Origin of the sequence: Pseudomonas marincola (assembly GCF_900116605.1) — a bacterium.
GTDB lineage: Bacteria > Pseudomonadota > Gammaproteobacteria > Pseudomonadales > Pseudomonadaceae > Aquipseudomonas > Aquipseudomonas marincola.
The window spans coordinates 290860-307357 of sequence record NZ_FPBC01000005.1 but is presented as its reverse complement, the minus strand read 5'-3'; the positions used below and the strand labels follow the sequence as shown (position 1 = coordinate 307357).

Below are 16498 nucleotides of genomic sequence, written 5' to 3'. Positions count from 1 at the left end.
ATCCCAGGTGTAATTGAAAATCAGCCGGTTCTCGTCGATATCGCTGCGATAATTCGAGCGCGCCGCCGCATTGCCGCGTTTGTGCGCCTGAAGACGATCTTTTCATTTTGCGTAATAATCTCAGCCGCGCGCATGCGCATCATTCAGGCGAGGGTTGATGGACGTCCTACAAGCAATGCGAGTATTTGTTCAGGTGGTTGATTGCGGCACGTTCACCGCGGCCGCCAACTCGATGAATATATCGACCGCGCAAGTCTCGCGCCTGGTCAGCGAACTTGAATCCGACCTGCAAGCCAGACTCCTCCAGCGCAGCACCCGTCGCCTCGGTTTAACCGAGGTGGGTGAACGTTATCTGGAACGCTGCCGCTCGGTATTGGCCCAGGTTGATGAGGCCTCGGCGGAAGCCAGTGGCGCGCATCTGGTACCCAAAGGCCGCCTGCGCATTCACTCCATTACCGCCTTGGGCACTCAACTGTTGGGACCGCTGGCGGTGCGTTATTGCGAGCGCTTTCCTGAGGTCAATATTGAAATGAGCCTCTCGCAGCGTCATCCCGACCTGCTCGAAGATGGCCACGATGTAGTCCTGACACTGGCACGCACATTGCCGGACTCAGAGCTGGTCGCGCAGCAAGTGTGCGACATTTACAGCGTGGTTTGCGCGGCGCCCGCCTACCTCGACAAGTACGGCATTCCAAAGAGTATCGGCGATCTGGAGAACCATCGTTGCCTGCAACTGATTGATCCGGTATTCGGCGAAAGTTGGTTGTTTAACGACAACGGGGTTGAGCAGCGCGTGCAGCCCGGCAAGATCTTTCAGGTCAATGTGGCTGAAGCCATGGCGCAAACCGCAGCGGCCGGGATGGGAATTTGTCTGTTACCCGACCTCGTTGCGGCCAAGGCATTGCAGCAAGGCACACTGGTGCGGGTGTTGCCCCAGCACCGCCTGCATGAGCGCAGCCTCTACGCGCTATACCCCTCACGCAGGTATCTGGATGCCAAGGTGCGGACCTGGGTCGAGTTCCTCAAGGAAGAGTTGCCCAAGGCGATGCGCAGCCATCAGGCCATTCTCGAAAACGCGCTGTACTGGGCCTGAACAACTACAGTGCATCGCTCCGCAATTGTTACGTATCAGGCAAAAGTTCTTCTCATTTTCACCTCTGTTTAGCAGGACAGCCGACTTTTAAGCTGACCCTGTCGTTAACCAACAGAGGTAAAAAAATGAAAATTTTAGCGTTGGCGGTCTGCCTGGGTCTTGTTGCTCCGTGGGCTGCTGCAGCCACCACTCCAGCCGCTGCAGATGCTGCAGTAAAACCTGAAACTTATCAGTACGGTGACACACTCGATGTGGCCCGCGTTATTTCACAGACAGCGACCGATGAAGGCTGCGGTGTGGTTGACGCAACCATGGTTTATGAGGATTCCAAAGGTGAAACGCACCGTCTGCAATACGAGCGTCTGGGCAACAACTGCGCCTATTGAAACTTAGCCCAACAAAGCGTTTGTCGCCGCTGGCGGGTTGATAACGCGGTGCCGCAAACAGGGGATATGGGGATGGCTCGCCCGCCGAACCCATCCCATCACATTGTGAAATCTTGGCGTGATCTCAGCGTCTCATACCCGCTGATGACAAAAAATCGATTGCTCCTGCAATTGCCCGCCTCACGCCAAACCAAACCGTGCAACACCAACGGCGCATCATTCCGCTAGCGTCATTACTCAGTGGAACAAGCGCTCGCTAAGCTCTTTGCTGGCTTCAAGTAAGACCGGCAAGAAGCGGGTTTCCAGTTCTTGGCGGGAGGTACGACCAACATGCGTGCCCACGTTCAGAGCTGCCAGAACCTGGCCAGCTGAATCCTTCAGCGGCACCGCGATTGAACGTAAACCGACCTCCAGCTCCTGATCGATAATCACCCAACCCTGCTCACGAATCTGCGCCACGCTGTCACGCAAGCCCTGTGCGGTGTGCACCGTGCGGCTGGTTTTGATTTGCATGTCGGCATGCGCCAGATAGTCATCCAGCGCCGGATCGGTCAGGCCTGCCAGCAAAATTCGACCCATTGATGTGCAATACGCCGGCAAGCGGCTGCCCACGCTGAGATCAACCGAGATCAGGCGTTGCGGTGTGGCTGAACGGGCAATGTAGAGAATCTCGTCCCCTTCGAGCGTGGCCATCGAACAGGCCTCATGCAGCTGCTCGCTGATGCGGTCGAGTATCGGCTGCGCCGTGACCGCGAGTGGCGTCGATGACAGATAAGCATGGCCGAGAGTCAGCACCTTGGGCAGCAGTGAATAAGTACGCCCGTCGGTGGTCGCGTAACCGAGCTTCATCAGCGTGTGCAGGCAACGACGAACTGCCGCGCGTGGAATTTCGGTGCGATGACTGATCTGTGCAATCGTCAGTTGGCGCTTGCGCTCCTGGAACGCATGAATCACGGCTAATCCGCGCGCCAGAGAAGTCATAAAGTTAGGGTCGCCCGTCAGCGCCTCAATGCGCTTGGCTGGGGAAGCCACGATGGGCGGCGCCAGTGTCGCCAGCGGTAAGTGTTGATCGTCACTCATTGTTATTGTGTCCTGAACAGCTTTGGCAGTTTTGATCGATTATCGAACCAAAGTTCGATAATCGCAATTGACCTGTGCATTGCTTGCCACTATTTTGCGCTGCCGCTGCGCGCAACCGGGTTCTATCAGGCTTTGTTGGGTGGCAGCGGTATAACCCTGCCCACAAGGCATGGCTATTCCCCCACACGCGGCACCCTCCTCCGTCACACTACCCGTGTGACTGGAGGACTGCTTGGGGCGCAGCCGAGTCGACAGTTTCCACTACAGGGCAAGGCTGCAACTGCATCAGGCGGCTGCGGGTGCGATTGAAGTCGACATGGCTGGCGACATTGCACAGCTGATCGAGGCCTGCGCTGCAGCCCAGCAGCAACTCAATACCGCTGTCGTAGGCGATGTCGATGAAATTGAGAAAGCGCTGCTGTACATCAATACCTTCGTTCTCCAGCGTGCTGACTCCGCCCAGCGCAACCTGCCGGAAATGCTCGCACAACCAGAGAAAATCAGCGCTTGAGCGCGGGCTGCGGCACAACTCGGTAAAGTCGACCCAAACCCTTTGCTCTTCGCGATTGCGCAGTTGCAGTGGCCGGTGATTGACCTCAACCCAATGCACGCCCGGCGCTTGCGCAGTGAAGCCCAGCGCGTCGCCCAGTCGCTCGCTGCCCTCCTCCAATGGCCAATACAGGCGGCCCCAGCAATAGTCAGAGGCTTGGCGATAATCCGTAGCGCCGCCTAGCTCCAGCACATCAAAGCGCTTGTTGAGCAGGTCGATCGCCGGCTGGAAGCGGTCGCGATACAAAGGATTGGGGCACAGTTTTGCCGGCGGATAATTGGAGGTGCAGATCAACCCGACACCGGCATCCACCAATGCCTTAAGCATGCGCCCGAGCAGCATGGCGTCGCCAATGTCGTGAACATGGAACTCGTCAAAACACAGCAGGCGTGTTTCGCTGGCAATCTGTTCGGCAACCCGTGCCAACGGATCTCGCTGACCGGCGAAAGCGCGCATGCGCAGTTGCAGCTCTTGCAGGAAGGCGTGGAAATGCACGCGACGTTTTTCTGCCAGCGGTGCCGCATTGAACACCGCATCCAGCACAAAGCTCTTGCCGCGCCCAACGCCGCCCCATAAATACACGCCAGCGGAAGGTCGACGTAACCAGCGTTGACGACCCTCCACAAACGCGCAAAGCCACTGACCGAGATGATCAATGGCTGCTTGTTGCGCTGGGTCCGCGTGATAGCCACGCGTGCCCAGTAACGCTGCAAAGTGCTGCCGGACCAGGCGGTCCGGCGCGGTTGAATCAGAAGTCAAAGAACACCGTTTCGCCTTCACCCTGAATGCGGATATCAAAGCGATAAGCCGTTTTGCCATCGACCTCGCAACGCTGCGCGATCAGAGTTTCACGGCGCTGCGGTTGCTCGATCAGGTTAAGCACCGGATCAATTTGATTGGCCTCGGCCTCATCGGAGAAATACACACGGGTTTGCAAGTGAATATTGATGCCACGGGCAAACAACGACAGATTGATATGCGGCGCCATCGCCACACCCGCCGCGTTATTGACGACGCCCGGCTTGATCGTGTGCATGGTCCATTCGCCCGCATCGAACGTGGTGGCCGTGCGACCAAAACCGTTGAACGGCTTTTCCAGATCGTAGGCGTTGTCGTATCGGCCCTGATGGTCAGCTTGCCACAGCTCGATAAACGAGTCGCGGACCAGATGGCCATTGCCATCATAGACATGGCCAATCAGCACAATGTGCTCACCTTCAGCTTCTGGCTTGGCCATCTGGTTCCAGATTTCCTGCGGGCGCGGCGGATTACCGGCAGCCGCAAGCGCCAGGCCGATATGCACATACGGGCCAGCAGTTTGAGATGGCGTTTCCGGCAGTAATTGAATAGGCATTTGCAGGTATCCTCAACGATTCTCGAAATGGGTCTGGCGCTGGCCACGCAGCACAATATCGAACCGATACGCCAGGCAATCCATGGGATTGGCCGTTGCCATGTCGAGCTTGGCAATCAGGGACTGCACCGCATCGGGGTTGGCAATCGACTTGACGATGGGGCACATCGGAATCAGCGGGTCACCTTCAAAATACAGCTGGGTAATCAGACGGCTCGAAATAGAAGGCCCGCTGATCGACACATGCACATGCGCCGGACGCCAGTCATTCGGGCCATTGCGCCACGGATACGGGCCGGGCTTGATGGTGCGGAAGCTGTAGAAACCGTCGCGGTCAGTCAGAGTTCGTCCGACACCACCAAAATTCGGATCTAGCGGAGCCAGATAACGGTCGTTCTTGTGGCGATAGCGGCCACCCGCATTGGCCTGCCAGATTTCCACCAGGGTATTCGGCACCGGCTTGCCGTACTGATCGCAGACACGACCGGCAAGGATGATGCGCTCGCCAACCGGCAAGCCACCATTATTGAAATTGAGCAGCAAATCGTTGTCGTGCTCGCCACGCTTGAGGTGGCTAAAATCCGGGCCAGTGGTTTCGGAAATCGACTGCGGAATGCTGACCAGCGCCTGGCGGGGAGAACGTGCAATGGAAGTTTTGTAATCCGGGGTCAGCGCCTTGGGGTGCCAGTTACGGTCGCGAATGACGAAGCGGCTTTGCGCGTCAGACATGACGATTTCCTCTTATTGGAATGGATGAATCAATCTGCCGGCCCAATCAGGCCAAGTTCGGCGCAGTGTCCATCAGAACAAGAGGGTTGGATATTGAAAAGTAGGTACTTATCCATAACCAAAAGGTTATGGATAAAAAGCTGCAAGGTACTCAACCGCACTCGCCCGCAGGGCTTCGCGGCACCATTGCGCGGCCAGTGTGTCGGCGGTTGATGGATTGCTGCAGATACCCACGGAGCCGCCGGGCTCTTTAAGGCCCAGATCCAGCAGCACCAGTTGCCCGCGCGCCAGATCCTCGCGGACGGCATCTTGAGGCGCCACCCACACCGCCTCGCTGGACTGCACATAGCGTCGGCTCAGGGCGATAGACAAGGTTTCCAGGCGTTGTTGTGGCAAGCCAATACCACACTGCACATAAAGGCTATCGGCAAAACGGCGAATGGTAGTGCCGGCCAGTGGCAACACCACCGGGTATTCGCCAAGGCGGCTGCGGTCATCCAGATTAACCTGCAATAACGGATGCCCGGGGCTGACCACCAACACCATCGACTCACTGTATAAGTGCTCGAATGTCAGCCCGGCAATTTGTGGGCTGTCGGTCATTCGGCCCACCACCAGATCCAGCGCACCCACACGCAGCTGATCGAGCAAATAGGCGCTGGGACCGGTCTCGACACTGACCACCAACGCCGCGTGTTCTTCGTGCAGCCGCTTAATCACATCGGGCAGCAGCGAACTCTCAACCGTCGACAACACACCAAGGCGTACGGTGCCCGCCTCATGTTCACCGCTGCGCAGGCTGCGTACACCCTCGCGCAGTGCCTGCACACTTGGCCCCGCGTAGCGTTGGAACGCCAAGCCGGCGGATGTGAGTGTCACGCCCTGCTTGCTACGCTCGAACAGACGGGTTTCGAGCATGTCTTCAAGCTCTTTGAGGGTCTTCGACACCGCCGGTTGGCTGATCGCAAGTTCACTTGCAGCGCGCGCGAGACTGCCGCGCCGGGCGACTTCAAGAAAGCACAGCAGGTGACGGTACTTGATCCGGTTATCAATATTCATTTGAACTCGCTGTCAGCGTTGCAGACGGAACACCTTGGGCGTAACCCCGGTGCTGCGCTTGAAGAATCGGGAAAAGTAAGCTGGCTCGGAAAAGCCCAGACTGTCAGACACCTGATTGACCGTCATTGCGCTGTACACCAGGCAACGCTTTGCCTCCAACAGCAGGCGCTGATTGATTATCTGCAGTGCAGATTGACCGGCAAGGCGCCGACACAGGGCATTGAGGTGCGCGGCGCTGATGCCCAACTCGCCGGCATAGTGCTCGATTGAGCGATGCTCGCGATAGTGCGCCTCTAACAGGCGATGAAAGCGCTGCAAATGCTCGCGACCCCGGTCCGGAAGCAGGTTTTCTGCATGCGTGACGGCCTGCTCACGGCGGGCCACCCACACCAGCAGCGCGCTGATCAGCGACTGCAACATCAAATCGCGGCCTAATGCCGGCTGGCTGTATTCAGAAGTAATGGTTTCGAATAACGCATCGAGGTAGTGCTTTTGCCCCCCCACCGGATAGCACGCCGCACGCGCCAACGGCGTCTGCTCAAGCACGCTGCTGAGCTGATCGACCAGAGGCTGCGCCAGACTTAATACATGCCCGCAAATGTCCTCGGAAAAGCGAAAGCCGTGCACGCTGAGCGCCGGTACAACTTGTAATGCAGCCTGCTCAACCACCACCAACTGATCCTCGACCAGCAACTCGGCGCTGCCCGACTGCACGTAGAGCAACTGCACCAGATCGGCGTGACGGTGCGGTTTGATCTCCCAGTCGTGGGGCTTGCTGCGCTCGGGAATCGACTCGCAATGAATCAGGTCCGGCGTCGGCCATGCCGCCGTTTCACCGTACAGTTTAAACACCGGAACCACGCTGCCGGAGGTTTTAGTCATTTGCGCGGCAACCTGCGAAAAGTCCAGAAAATTAAATCAATAGTGCCTTCAAACCCGCGCTTAATCCACCAAAAATACAGAGGACTTCATCACTAAAGCTCGCACGCTCTGACGTTCGGGCAATAACAAGGACAACAATAATGAAGACTCAAGTCGCCATTATCGGCGCTGGCCCTTCGGGTCTGCTGCTCGGTCAACTGCTCACTAAAGCGGGCATTGACAACATCATCATCGAACGTCAAACCCCGGATTATGTACTTGGCCGCATCCGCGCCGGCGTGCTTGAACAAGGCATGGTCGACTTGCTGCGCGAAGCCGGGGTCAGTGAACGCATGGACCGCGAAGGTCTGGTGCACGACGGTTTTGAACTGGCCTTCGACGGACGCCGTGAACGTATCGACCTGAAACAGCTCACCGGCGGCAAAACGGTGATGATCTACGGCCAGACCGAAGTGACCCGCGACCTGATGGCCGCCCGCGAGGCCAGCGGCGGCAAAACCTTTTACGGGGTCACCGACGCTCAGCTGCATGACCTCAAGGGTGAAAGTCCTCACGTCACCTTCACCTACAACAATGAAACCGTGCGCCTGAACTGCGAGTACATTGCCGGCTGCGACGGTTTCCACGGCGTCTCTCGCCAATCGATTCCCGAAGGTGTGCTTAAAGAATTCGAGCGCGTTTACCCATTCGGCTGGCTGGGCATTCTGGCCGACACGCCGCCGGTTAATGAAGAGCTGATTTACGCCAACCACCCACGCGGATTTGCCCTGTGCAGCATGCGCTCGCCTACTCGCACCCGTTACTACGTGCAAGTGGCCAGCGATGAAAAAGTTGAGGACTGGTCGGATCAACGCTTTTGGGATGAGTTGAAGTGCCGCCTGCCAGCGGACACGGCCGATAAGCTGATCACCGGGCCGTCTATTGAAAAAAGCATCGCGCCGCTGCGCAGTTTCGTGGTTGAACCCATGCAATACGGCAACCTGTTTCTGGTCGGCGACGCCGCGCATATCGTTCCGCCAACCGGAGCCAAAGGCCTCAACCTCGCCGCCAGCGATGTCAGCACGCTATACAACATCCTGGTCAAGGTGTACCGCGAAGGCCGCACCGAGCTGCTGGAGAATTACTCGCAGGTGTGCCTGAAGCGCATCTGGAAAGCCGAGCGATTTTCCTGGTGGATGACCTCGATGCTGCACAAGTTTCCCGACACCGATAACTTCAGCCAGCGCATGCAGCAGACCGAACTGGATTACTTCGTCGGCTCCGAGGCCGGGCGCAGAACCATTGCCGAGAACTACGTAGGTTTGCCCTACGAGCCAATCGAATAAGCCGTGCAGCTGACTCTGCACACTCAAACAGTCGCGTGCCTGCTGCCAATTGTGGGCGCTGATCGCACCTGATCGGCCTGCGCAATTGCCACAACGGCAGGCATGCTTCAGGATTCCACGCGGTGGAATTCAGGCTGTCAGCAATCCGCCACAAGCGGGTTGCTGCCTTTATCAAGTTGCGCCCATCAAACGCACGGGGCTATCCGCCTCGTTGTTGATGACCCCGACCCTGGGCAATTCCAGGGTCGGCACCGCGCTTAGCAGCAAACCTTCGACGTTACTTACGGTCAGTTGTAGCAGCGGGCTCTGCGCCCGTGAAGACTGCGCCCATCTTCATAAAAGAAACCCATGCATGAATGACCTAGCCACTGCCGCGCCGCTATCCCCTGCTCAATTACGCCATATTCTGATGGGCCTGATGCTCGGCGTCTTTCTCGCAGCGCTCGATCAAACGGTCGTTGCTGTCGCCCTGCCCACCATCTCCCAGCAATTGCCAGGCAGTGGCCTGCTTGCATGGATCATGTCGGGCTATATGCTTGCGTTGACGGTGACCACACCCATCCTCGGCAAGCTCAGTGACCTGTTTGGCCGCAGACGTTTGCTGATGCTTTCCATCGGGCTTTTTGTGTTGGCCTCTGTACTGTGCGGGCTCGCACAAAGCATGCAGCAACTGGTCGGCGCTCGCGTGCTGCAAGGCATTGGCGCAGGCGGGATGATGGCGATCATTCAGGCGCTGGTCGGGGATCTGATTGCACCGGCCGAACGTGGCCGTTATCAAGCATGGTTCAGCGGCATGTTCGCGCTTGCCAGTCTGCTTGGCCCCTCTCTGGGCGGTTTTCTCAGCAGCCAGTTGTCGTGGCGCTGGGTGTTCTGGATCAACCTGCCGCTGGGCGCTATTGCGATGTGGCTGTGCTGGAACCGGCTCGCCGGCCTGGTCGAGATTCGTCGTCGTGCGCGCATCGACTACTTCGGCTGTGCTCTGCTGATTATCGGCTTGAGCAGCCTGCTATTGCTGATTACCGAATTGGGGGAACAGCCCGTTCAAGTAGAGCCTTCATTGGCTGTTACAGCACTGCTAGCACTGGTTGGCCTGAGTGTTTTCATCTGGCATCAGCGGCGCACAACTGATCCATTGATTCCACCACTGTTGCTGCGCATTGCCGCGATTCGCAGCGGTTGGTCACTGCTGTTTTTCGCTAACTTTCAAGCAATCGGCCTGGCCGTAGTTGTGCCGTTGCAACTGCAAGGCGTGGGCGGCATGGGCGAAAGCGCCAGCCAGTTAATGGCACTCGCGTTTGGTGCCCCAATCGGCGCCTACATCGGCGGTCGCTTAAGTGCTCACCTGGCCCGTTACAAGCCTCCGATCATCAGCGGCGCGCTGTTAGTGCCAGTGGCCCTGACATTGCTCGCGTTCGTCGATCCAGGCTCATTTTTTCTGCGCCTGCCGGTGTTGCTGCTGTGCGGTATTTCACTTGGCCTGCAATTCCCAACTTCACTGGTTGCTGTGCAAAACGCAGCACCGAAAAGCCATCTTGGCGTGGCGACCGGTGTGTGCGGCCTGTTTCGAGGGTTTGGCGGTGCGGTGGGCGCGGCGCTGTTGTCGAGCCTGCTCTGGCATCTGCTGCCGAGCCTGGCGCTTGGTCAAGCAGCCTTCAATGCAGATGACTCCGGGACAGTTGGACTGGCATTCCGGCATCTGTTAATGATTGATGCCGCGATTGCCCTCATACCGCTGGTAATCGCCCTGCGCATGGAAGATCGGCCATTAAGCCTGCACCAAAGCAAACCGGCAGAAAGCCAAGCCACTTGAGCAAGAAACAGTGTGGTTTGCGATTGTTGCATTCAACAATGTTGCAAAACCGGAGGATGCTTAACCCATCAGGTTAACCGTCATGGGGCCAGCGCAATCAGCACATAATTTGGCCATGGTTAAACGCAGAAGCCCACGAAAGCATCGGACTATTGCTGCATTGTCCGATGCTTTCGCAGGCTCCGACGGTTTGTTTTATATCCGAAATATTCCGACTTCAGATGACCGCTAATCACGCGGTTTACGGTAATAACCCACGGCCACCAGATAATTGCCGACCTTGCGAATCAAGGCATGCTTGTCCTCGACTTTCCCGGTCACCGGGTTCTTCCAGCTGTAGTCGTAGCCGCCGCGATCCGCTGTTTCCATGAGCTTCAGAATGGGTACGCCAACCGGCTTTCCTTGCGGGTCCTCAACAGTTGCGAAATCAACGCCAATCAGGCGCTTGTTATAGCCATGGGCAAGATAGCGATGATTGCTTTGATCGACGACAAAGGCGTAGAGATCATCCTCATGAAATTGCGGCGAGAGATCATTGATCGCCCGTAGCGTTGCCTCTGGATCTTTCTCGACAGCCGTCGCCACGCGGTCCAGAAATTTCTCGGCCTGCTCCGGTGTGGCGCGCGGCAAATACAGGCCAACAGCAATCACGCGATCACCTTCACGCTGGAAGTAGACCTTCTTGCGCTCTACCCGCCCGTCACGTGCGTTCATCCAGCGGTACTCGGCGCTATGAATCTGGCCATCGTTCGAACCTGCCAGTGCCTGCGATAATGCATCACGCAACTCAGGCTCCAGCGTGTTGAGTACGTTGCGGCCAATCAGCACAGCAGAGGTGCCGCCACTGGCAAGCATGGTGCCGTCGTCATCAATGACAAACACATAGTGCTCACCATCAATGAATTCACCCTGACGGCTAAACGCTGCAAACGCCGCATCGCCCTGCATCCGGTAATACTCGACAGCATTGCTCAACAGACTTTTGGCAGCGGTTTCCTGCTGTTCGGTTTGCGCGCTGGCGCCTGCGGCACCCAACACGCCCAAGGTCAGCAATAAAGCGCAACTGATCCGGTTAATGATGTGCATGATGTCACTCCTGTAAGCGGCAACAGATTGTCCTGTCGCCGCGCATAACTGGTGCGCGCGCAAGCCCGCAGCACGTTAGTCAGCTTTGGCCTGTGCAGCGGGTGGGAATACAACGCCAACCTGCTTGGTGTAAGCACCCCAGGCCTGTTGCATACGTTTGACCTGCTCTGGCTGAGCGCCGGCAAGATCATTGGTTTCGCCACGGTCCTTGGACAGATCATAGAGCGTCCATTTCGGCGGCTTCGGTGCCTCACCAAATCCTACTTGCGGGCGCATCCCGAGCAATTTCATGTTGCCTTCACGGTAGTAGGCGTTGCCGAACAACTCCCCGGCCATTACCGCTGACTGTGGCTGCTCTTGTTTACCGCTGAGCATCGCCAGCATCGACTTGCCGGTAATGGCGTGCTTGTCAGCATCAGCCGCAGGCAGTGGCAGACCAGCAACCGCCAAGAAGGTAGGCAGTAGATCATCTACCCGCGCGACTTCGCTCAACCGGCCCTGACGCGCCATGGCTTTGGGCATTTTGACGATGGCCGGAACACTGATTCCGCCCTCGGCTGTGGTGCCTTTGAACAGGTGGAATGGAGCGGCACTAACCTCAGCCCAGCGCACACCGTAATCGACTTCCGAGTTAATCCGACCGATATTCGCCAGGCTGTTATCGGTGTGCTTGCCGTTTGGATACCACTGGCTGTGGTTCTCGCCTGCGGCGCCGTTATCCGACATGAACACGATGAGGGTGTTGTCGTACTGGCCACTTTCGCGCAGGTAGTCCAGCAACCGGCCGATGTTATGGTCGAGGTTATCCACCATCGCCGCATAGATTTCCATCTTGCGCGCCTCTGCCTGTTGTTGCTCAGGCGTCAGCTGCTCCCAACCGGGCAGGTGCGGATTGGCCGGAATTGGTCTGGCGGCAGCAAAATCAGCTGGCAGCAAGCCGAGCTTTTTCATCTGCTCAATACGTGCCGTGCGTACGCTGTCATAGCCTTTGTCGTAACGCCCCTTGTACTTGTCCAGATAAGCTTCCGGGGCTTGTAACGGCCAATGTGGCGCCGTGTAGGCTGCGTAGGCGAAGAACGGTTTGCCGTCCTTGCGGGTATTCTTCATGTAGCTGATGAGTTTGTCGGTGTAGAAGTCCGTCGAATAAAAATCATCCGGCACTTCGACCGCCTTGCCGTTCTCAACGTAGTGCACCTGCTCGATCTTGCTTGGCTCATCAGTACGCGGTTTGAAGTGCGATGCGCCGCCTTCAAGCATGCTGAAGGACTGCTGAAAACCACGCGCAGCCGGCCCTTGTTCAGGCGTCAGGCCCAGGTGCCACTTGCCCACCATCATGGTGTCGTAACCGCCGTTTTGCAGCAGTTGCGGCATCGAGTAAACCTGTTGATTCAGATAACCCTCATAGCCCGGATGGCCTTTTTGGAAAGGCATCAAAGCTTCAGCCATGGTGCCCAGCCCGGCCAGATGGTGATCGGTGCCAGACATCAGCATCGAGCGGGTTGGCGAACAGGTCGGCGCGGCGTACATGCTGGTCAATTGCAGGTTGGCCTTGGCCAGCGTATCGAGTTGCGGTGTGTTGATCTCACCACCAAAAGCACCCAGATCGGAATAGCCCAGATCATCGGCGAGAATCAGCAGAATGTTCGGCTGGCTGCTGGTGGCGGCCGCTGCATTGCCAGCAGCCAGGAGCCCAAACAGCAAGGCTTGGGTCAGACGGTTAATACGCATTACAACCTCTCTTGTTCTTGTAAAGCATTGGCACGCCACGCAGGCGCAACTCAATCCTCGAAAATAGCGACAGCGCGCACGAAGCCGGCCGAAGCGTGTTTGATTTTATAGGGGAAGCACGAAACCATAAATCCGTTGGCGGGCAACTGATCGAGGTTGGCGAGCTTTTCCATCTGCCCGTAACCAATGTCACGGCCAGCCTTGTGGCCTTCCCAGATGATCGAAGCGTCGCCGCTTTCAGCAAAGCGCTCGCGGGTGAACTTGAACGGCGCATCCCAGCTCCAGGCATCGGTTCCGACTACCCGCACACCGCGCTCCAGCAGATACAAAGTGGCCTCACGGCCAATACCAACGCCGGCATCGAGATAACCCGGCTGGCCAAATATTTCACCGGCTCGGGTGTTGATCAGAACGATGTCCAGCGGCTGCAACTCATGACCGATGCGCGCCAGTTCAGCTTCAATTTCGGCAGCCGTCACCACATGGCCGTCCGGCAGCGCGCGGAAATCGAGTTTCACACCTGGCTGCAAACACCAGTCCAGCGGCAACTCGTCGATACCGAACGCAGGTTTGCCGCCATCGGTGGTCGAGGCGTAATGCCACGGCGCATCCATGTGGGTGCCGCTGTGCGTAGTGATTTGCAGGCGTTCGGCGGCCCACGACTCATCACCCGGCAATTGATCCTTGGTCAGGCCCGGAAACATCGCCGCCATCTCTGGCCAGCCTTGCTGGTGGTCGGTGTATTCGATCTTTGGCAGCAACGGCGGCGGATCGGTGTACGGGTTGTTCTCAAGCGTGACCGACAGGTCAACCAAACGACGGTTAGACGTTTTCATAAGCAGTAACTCCGGACTTCCTGGCCCCTGCGGATTTGCTTCGCGCAACGGCTTTTGGTTTGAGTGAATTGCGGATCAGTGCAGCGGCCGAGCCGTCATGGCGAAAGCCAAGGGCCCGCGCCTGCGGGGTTTTCATCGGCGGGTAATTGCCGAACAATTCTTCGAGTTGGGCATCGGCAGCAAAGCTGATCAGCTGCCGGCGCTCTTCGCCGTATGTGGCGGCCAGCGCATCAATAATCTGGGCAATGCTCAGGTGCAATACAGGCAGCTGCCAGACCCGCTCGCCGTCCAGATCGGAGCCGTCGAGTTGGGCGGCGTGAATCAGGTTATCGACGCAGCACTGCGCCGACATCCACCAACAACGCGCCTCTGGCGAGACCGGGCAGCAGTAAGGTTTACCCTCAGCGAAGGCACTCAGCAGATCGCTCATGAATGCCGAGCGCAGGCCGTTGGGTTGCTGCGGCCGCGCAACAATTCCCGGCAGGCGCACTGCGCGGGCGTCAACATCGCCGCGCCGGGCAAGGTCGTTAATCGCCGTTTCGACCATCAGTTTGTGCGCACCGTAAGACAATGCCGGACGCTTGGCCGCGGACTCATCCATACGTGTGGCAAAGTCCGGGCTGTAAACGGCAACGCTGCTGGCGTAAACCATGACCGGAACAGCCGACTGCTCGCGTAACTGATCGAGCAGCTCCAGGCTCGCCATGAGGTTGATCTGATAGCCAAGGGAATACTGCGCTTCGGCCGCGCCGCCTGGCAGACTGACCAGATGAAACACCACGTCGATGCCATCGGCCAGCGCACGGCGTAACAAGGCCGGGTCGGTAATGCTGCCAATGTGCCGGCGCAGGCGTGAGTCTTCCGGGAAATCGTTCAGTTCCTGATCCAACAGCAACAACGCCGCTATTTCACGACCGCGCAGTTGCCCTTGCGCCAACAGGCGCTCAACCAGCACACGACCGACAAAACCGTTTGCGCCCGTAACCATTACCCGCATGACCTGCTCCTTAGTCGGCAGCGACTACACGTTGGTCGATGCCGCCAAACAGCGACTGGCCATCGGCACCAATCACGTCCATCTGCACGCGATCACCAAACTGCATGAAACCGGTTTTCGGTTTGCCGTGTTCGATCATCTCGATCGCGCGACGCTCCGAGATGCACGCAGAACCTGCGCTGCGATCGGCATTGGAGACCGTGCCCGAACCGATGATCGTGCCGGCGGATAATTTGCGGGTGAAAGCGGCGTGAGCGATCAGTTCGGCGAAACTGAAGTTCATCTCACGCCCATTCGGATGCCCGAACCATTTGCCGTTCCAGTTCACCTGCAACGGCAGATGCACCCGCTGGTCTTGCCAGGCATCACCGAGTTCATCCGGAGTAATGGCCACAGCGGCAAAACTTGAAGACGATTTGGCCTGGACAAAGCCGAAGCCGGTTTTCATTTCACGAGGTGCCAGCGCACGCAGGCTCATGTCATTGATTTGCACGATCAGTTTGATATGCGCCGCTGCATCAGCTGCGCTGCAGCTCATCGGCACAGCGTCGACGATCACCCCGTACTCGCCCTCAAAGTCGATACCAAGGCTTTCGCTGGGCAAAGGGATATCAGCACGTGAACCGAGAAAGTCGTCGCCTGCGCCCTGATACATCAGCGGCGTGATATCTGCCCCCTCAATCGGGTCAAGATGGAAGGCTTTCTGCATCAATTCGCCGTGATTAAGGAACGCCGAACCATCCAGCCATTGATACGTGCGTGGCAACGGCGCCATCACCGCAGTTGGGTCGAAGGCTAAACTGCCATCAAACTGGCCTGCATTGAGCTGGGTATACAGCGCCTGTAATTGCGGCTCGACACTGCGCCAGTTCTCGATGGCTGCGAGCATATTTACAGCGATATGGCTTACATCGAGGGCACGTTTCAGGTCACGTGAGACCACCAGCAAGCAGCCGTCGCGGGTACCGTTATCAAGGGTTGCCAATTTCATGCGTGTGCTCCGAGTAATGCAGCCAGATCCGGCGCGTACTGGCCGTCCAGAAGAATGAAAACCATGCGCGACATGGCTTCTGTGCGGTTGCTCCATGCGTGATTTGTGCCGCGCTGCACAACCACATCACCGCGTTTGAGGTGCACCTCTTCGCCGTCGAGTACCAGCCACACTTCACCTTCGGTGACGATGCCGTAGTCGAGAGTTTCGGTGCGATGCATCAGTTTGTGCTTCGAGTCCTTGGTGCCCGTGCCCGCATGGGCCTGGCCAATTTCCGCGAAGGTGGCAGCAGCCTCAGCATCACTGACGTTGTTCTGTACGCTGTCTGGTGGAATATCGACGACGCGGATTACGCTGCCCAGCAAACCGGGGCTCAACTGCAATGGTTTGTCAGTCGGGTCATCGCCGTTATCCAGCACTGCCGGGCTGCTCTGGCTGTTCCATACCTCATAAAACACCGTGCCGGGAACAGCCTTGAGGGGAAAGTTGTTCGGCGTCTCGCCGCTTATCGCGACCACTGCTTGGCCGCTGGCATCGTGACCTGTGACCACGCGTTTAAAGCTAGGCAGTTGCTGCATCAATCTATCCTCGA

16 protein-coding genes are annotated in these 16498 nt (G+C 57.7%); 4 read left to right on the top strand and 12 right to left on the bottom strand.

The annotated features are described in order from the left end of the window. Positions 1 to 157 precede the first annotated feature (157 nt). On the top strand, positions 158 to 1093 hold the full coding sequence (locus BM395_RS10915) for a LysR family transcriptional regulator (RefSeq protein ID WP_090511695.1): 936 nt from the start codon (positions 158 to 160) through the stop codon (positions 1091 to 1093). Positions 1094 to 1218: 125 nt separating this feature from the next. Then, complete coding sequence (locus BM395_RS10910) at positions 1219 to 1479, top strand: DUF2790 domain-containing protein (RefSeq protein ID WP_090511692.1); 261 nt, start codon at positions 1219 to 1221, stop codon at positions 1477 to 1479. 237 nt (positions 1480 to 1716) lie between these two features. Here BM395_RS10910 and BM395_RS10905 read toward each other — a convergent pair whose 3' ends face one another. The 6 genes from BM395_RS10905 to BM395_RS10880 all read right to left on the bottom strand — a co-directional run bounded on the left by BM395_RS10905 (position 1717) and on the right by BM395_RS10880 (position 7133). Beyond that, positions 1717 to 2559 carry an IclR family transcriptional regulator domain-containing protein gene (locus BM395_RS10905; protein ID WP_090511690.1) on the bottom strand — a complete coding sequence of 281 codons (843 nt, stop codon included), beginning with the start codon at positions 2557 to 2559 and terminating at the stop codon, positions 1717 to 1719. A gap of 208 nt (positions 2560 to 2767) precedes the next feature. Further along, positions 2768 to 3928, bottom strand: a complete 1161-nt coding sequence (gene zapE / locus BM395_RS10900; RefSeq protein ID WP_090511687.1) for a cell division protein ZapE — start codon at positions 3926 to 3928, stop codon at positions 2768 to 2770. Continuing rightward, a complete protein-coding gene (gene pcaG / locus BM395_RS10895; RefSeq protein WP_090511685.1) occupies positions 3858 to 4463 on the bottom strand; it encodes a protocatechuate 3,4-dioxygenase subunit alpha in 606 nt (201 codons plus the stop codon). The genes zapE and pcaG overlap by 71 nt, the downstream gene beginning before the upstream one ends. 12 nt (positions 4464 to 4475) lie before the next feature. Continuing rightward, complete coding sequence (gene pcaH, locus BM395_RS10890; RefSeq protein WP_069899761.1) at positions 4476 to 5192, bottom strand: protocatechuate 3,4-dioxygenase subunit beta; 717 nt, start codon at positions 5190 to 5192, stop codon at positions 4476 to 4478. Between the two features lie 126 nt (positions 5193 to 5318). Continuing rightward, on the bottom strand, positions 5319 to 6251 hold the full coding sequence (pcaQ, locus tag BM395_RS10885) for a pca operon transcription factor PcaQ (RefSeq protein WP_090511683.1): 933 nt from the start codon (positions 6249 to 6251) through the stop codon (positions 5319 to 5321). A gap of 12 nt (positions 6252 to 6263) precedes the next feature. Then, a complete protein-coding gene (locus tag BM395_RS10880; protein WP_069899763.1) occupies positions 6264 to 7133 on the bottom strand; it encodes a helix-turn-helix domain-containing protein in 870 nt (289 codons plus the stop codon). Positions 7134 to 7273: 140 nt separating this feature from the next. Here BM395_RS10880 and pobA point away from each other — a divergent pair, with 140 nt between their 5' ends. Then, complete coding sequence (gene pobA / locus BM395_RS10875) at positions 7274 to 8458, top strand: 4-hydroxybenzoate 3-monooxygenase (RefSeq protein WP_090511681.1); 1185 nt, start codon at positions 7274 to 7276, stop codon at positions 8456 to 8458. A gap of 352 nt (positions 8459 to 8810) precedes the next feature. Continuing rightward, the gene (locus BM395_RS10870) at positions 8811 to 10268 is read left to right on the top strand and encodes an MDR family MFS transporter (protein ID WP_090511678.1); all 1458 of its coding nucleotides are present in this window, start codon (positions 8811 to 8813) and stop codon (positions 10266 to 10268) included. Between the two features lie 228 nt (positions 10269 to 10496). On the opposite strand, the gene BM395_RS10865 is transcribed toward BM395_RS10870, so the two are convergent. The 6 genes from BM395_RS10865 to BM395_RS10840 form a co-directional block, all read right to left on the bottom strand. Further along, the gene (locus BM395_RS10865; RefSeq protein WP_090511675.1) at positions 10497 to 11354 is read right to left on the bottom strand and encodes a cache domain-containing protein; all 858 of its coding nucleotides are present in this window, start codon (positions 11352 to 11354) and stop codon (positions 10497 to 10499) included. A gap of 75 nt (positions 11355 to 11429) precedes the next feature. Beyond that, positions 11430 to 13082 carry an arylsulfatase gene (locus BM395_RS10860; RefSeq protein ID WP_090511673.1) on the bottom strand — a complete coding sequence of 551 codons (1653 nt, stop codon included), beginning with the start codon at positions 13080 to 13082 and terminating at the stop codon, positions 11430 to 11432. Positions 13083 to 13132: 50 nt separating this feature from the next. Next, positions 13133 to 13918, bottom strand: a complete 786-nt coding sequence (locus BM395_RS10855; protein ID WP_090511670.1) for a cyclase family protein — start codon at positions 13916 to 13918, stop codon at positions 13133 to 13135. Then, positions 13905 to 14915 (bottom strand): NAD-dependent epimerase/dehydratase family protein, encoded by a 1011-nt coding sequence (locus tag BM395_RS10850; protein ID WP_090511668.1) that lies wholly within the window; start codon positions 14913 to 14915, stop codon positions 13905 to 13907. The genes BM395_RS10855 and BM395_RS10850 overlap by 14 nt, the downstream gene beginning before the upstream one ends. 10 nt (positions 14916 to 14925) lie before the next feature. Next, positions 14926 to 15906: a fumarylacetoacetate hydrolase family protein gene (locus BM395_RS10845; RefSeq protein ID WP_090511665.1), complete on the bottom strand. Its 981-nt coding sequence runs from the start codon at positions 15904 to 15906 to the stop codon at positions 14926 to 14928. Beyond that, positions 15903 to 16484 carry a cupin domain-containing protein gene (locus BM395_RS10840; protein ID WP_090511662.1) on the bottom strand — a complete coding sequence of 194 codons (582 nt, stop codon included), beginning with the start codon at positions 16482 to 16484 and terminating at the stop codon, positions 15903 to 15905. Before BM395_RS10840 ends, BM395_RS10845 begins: the two co-directional genes overlap by 4 nt. Positions 16485 to 16498: the final 14 nt, after the last annotated feature.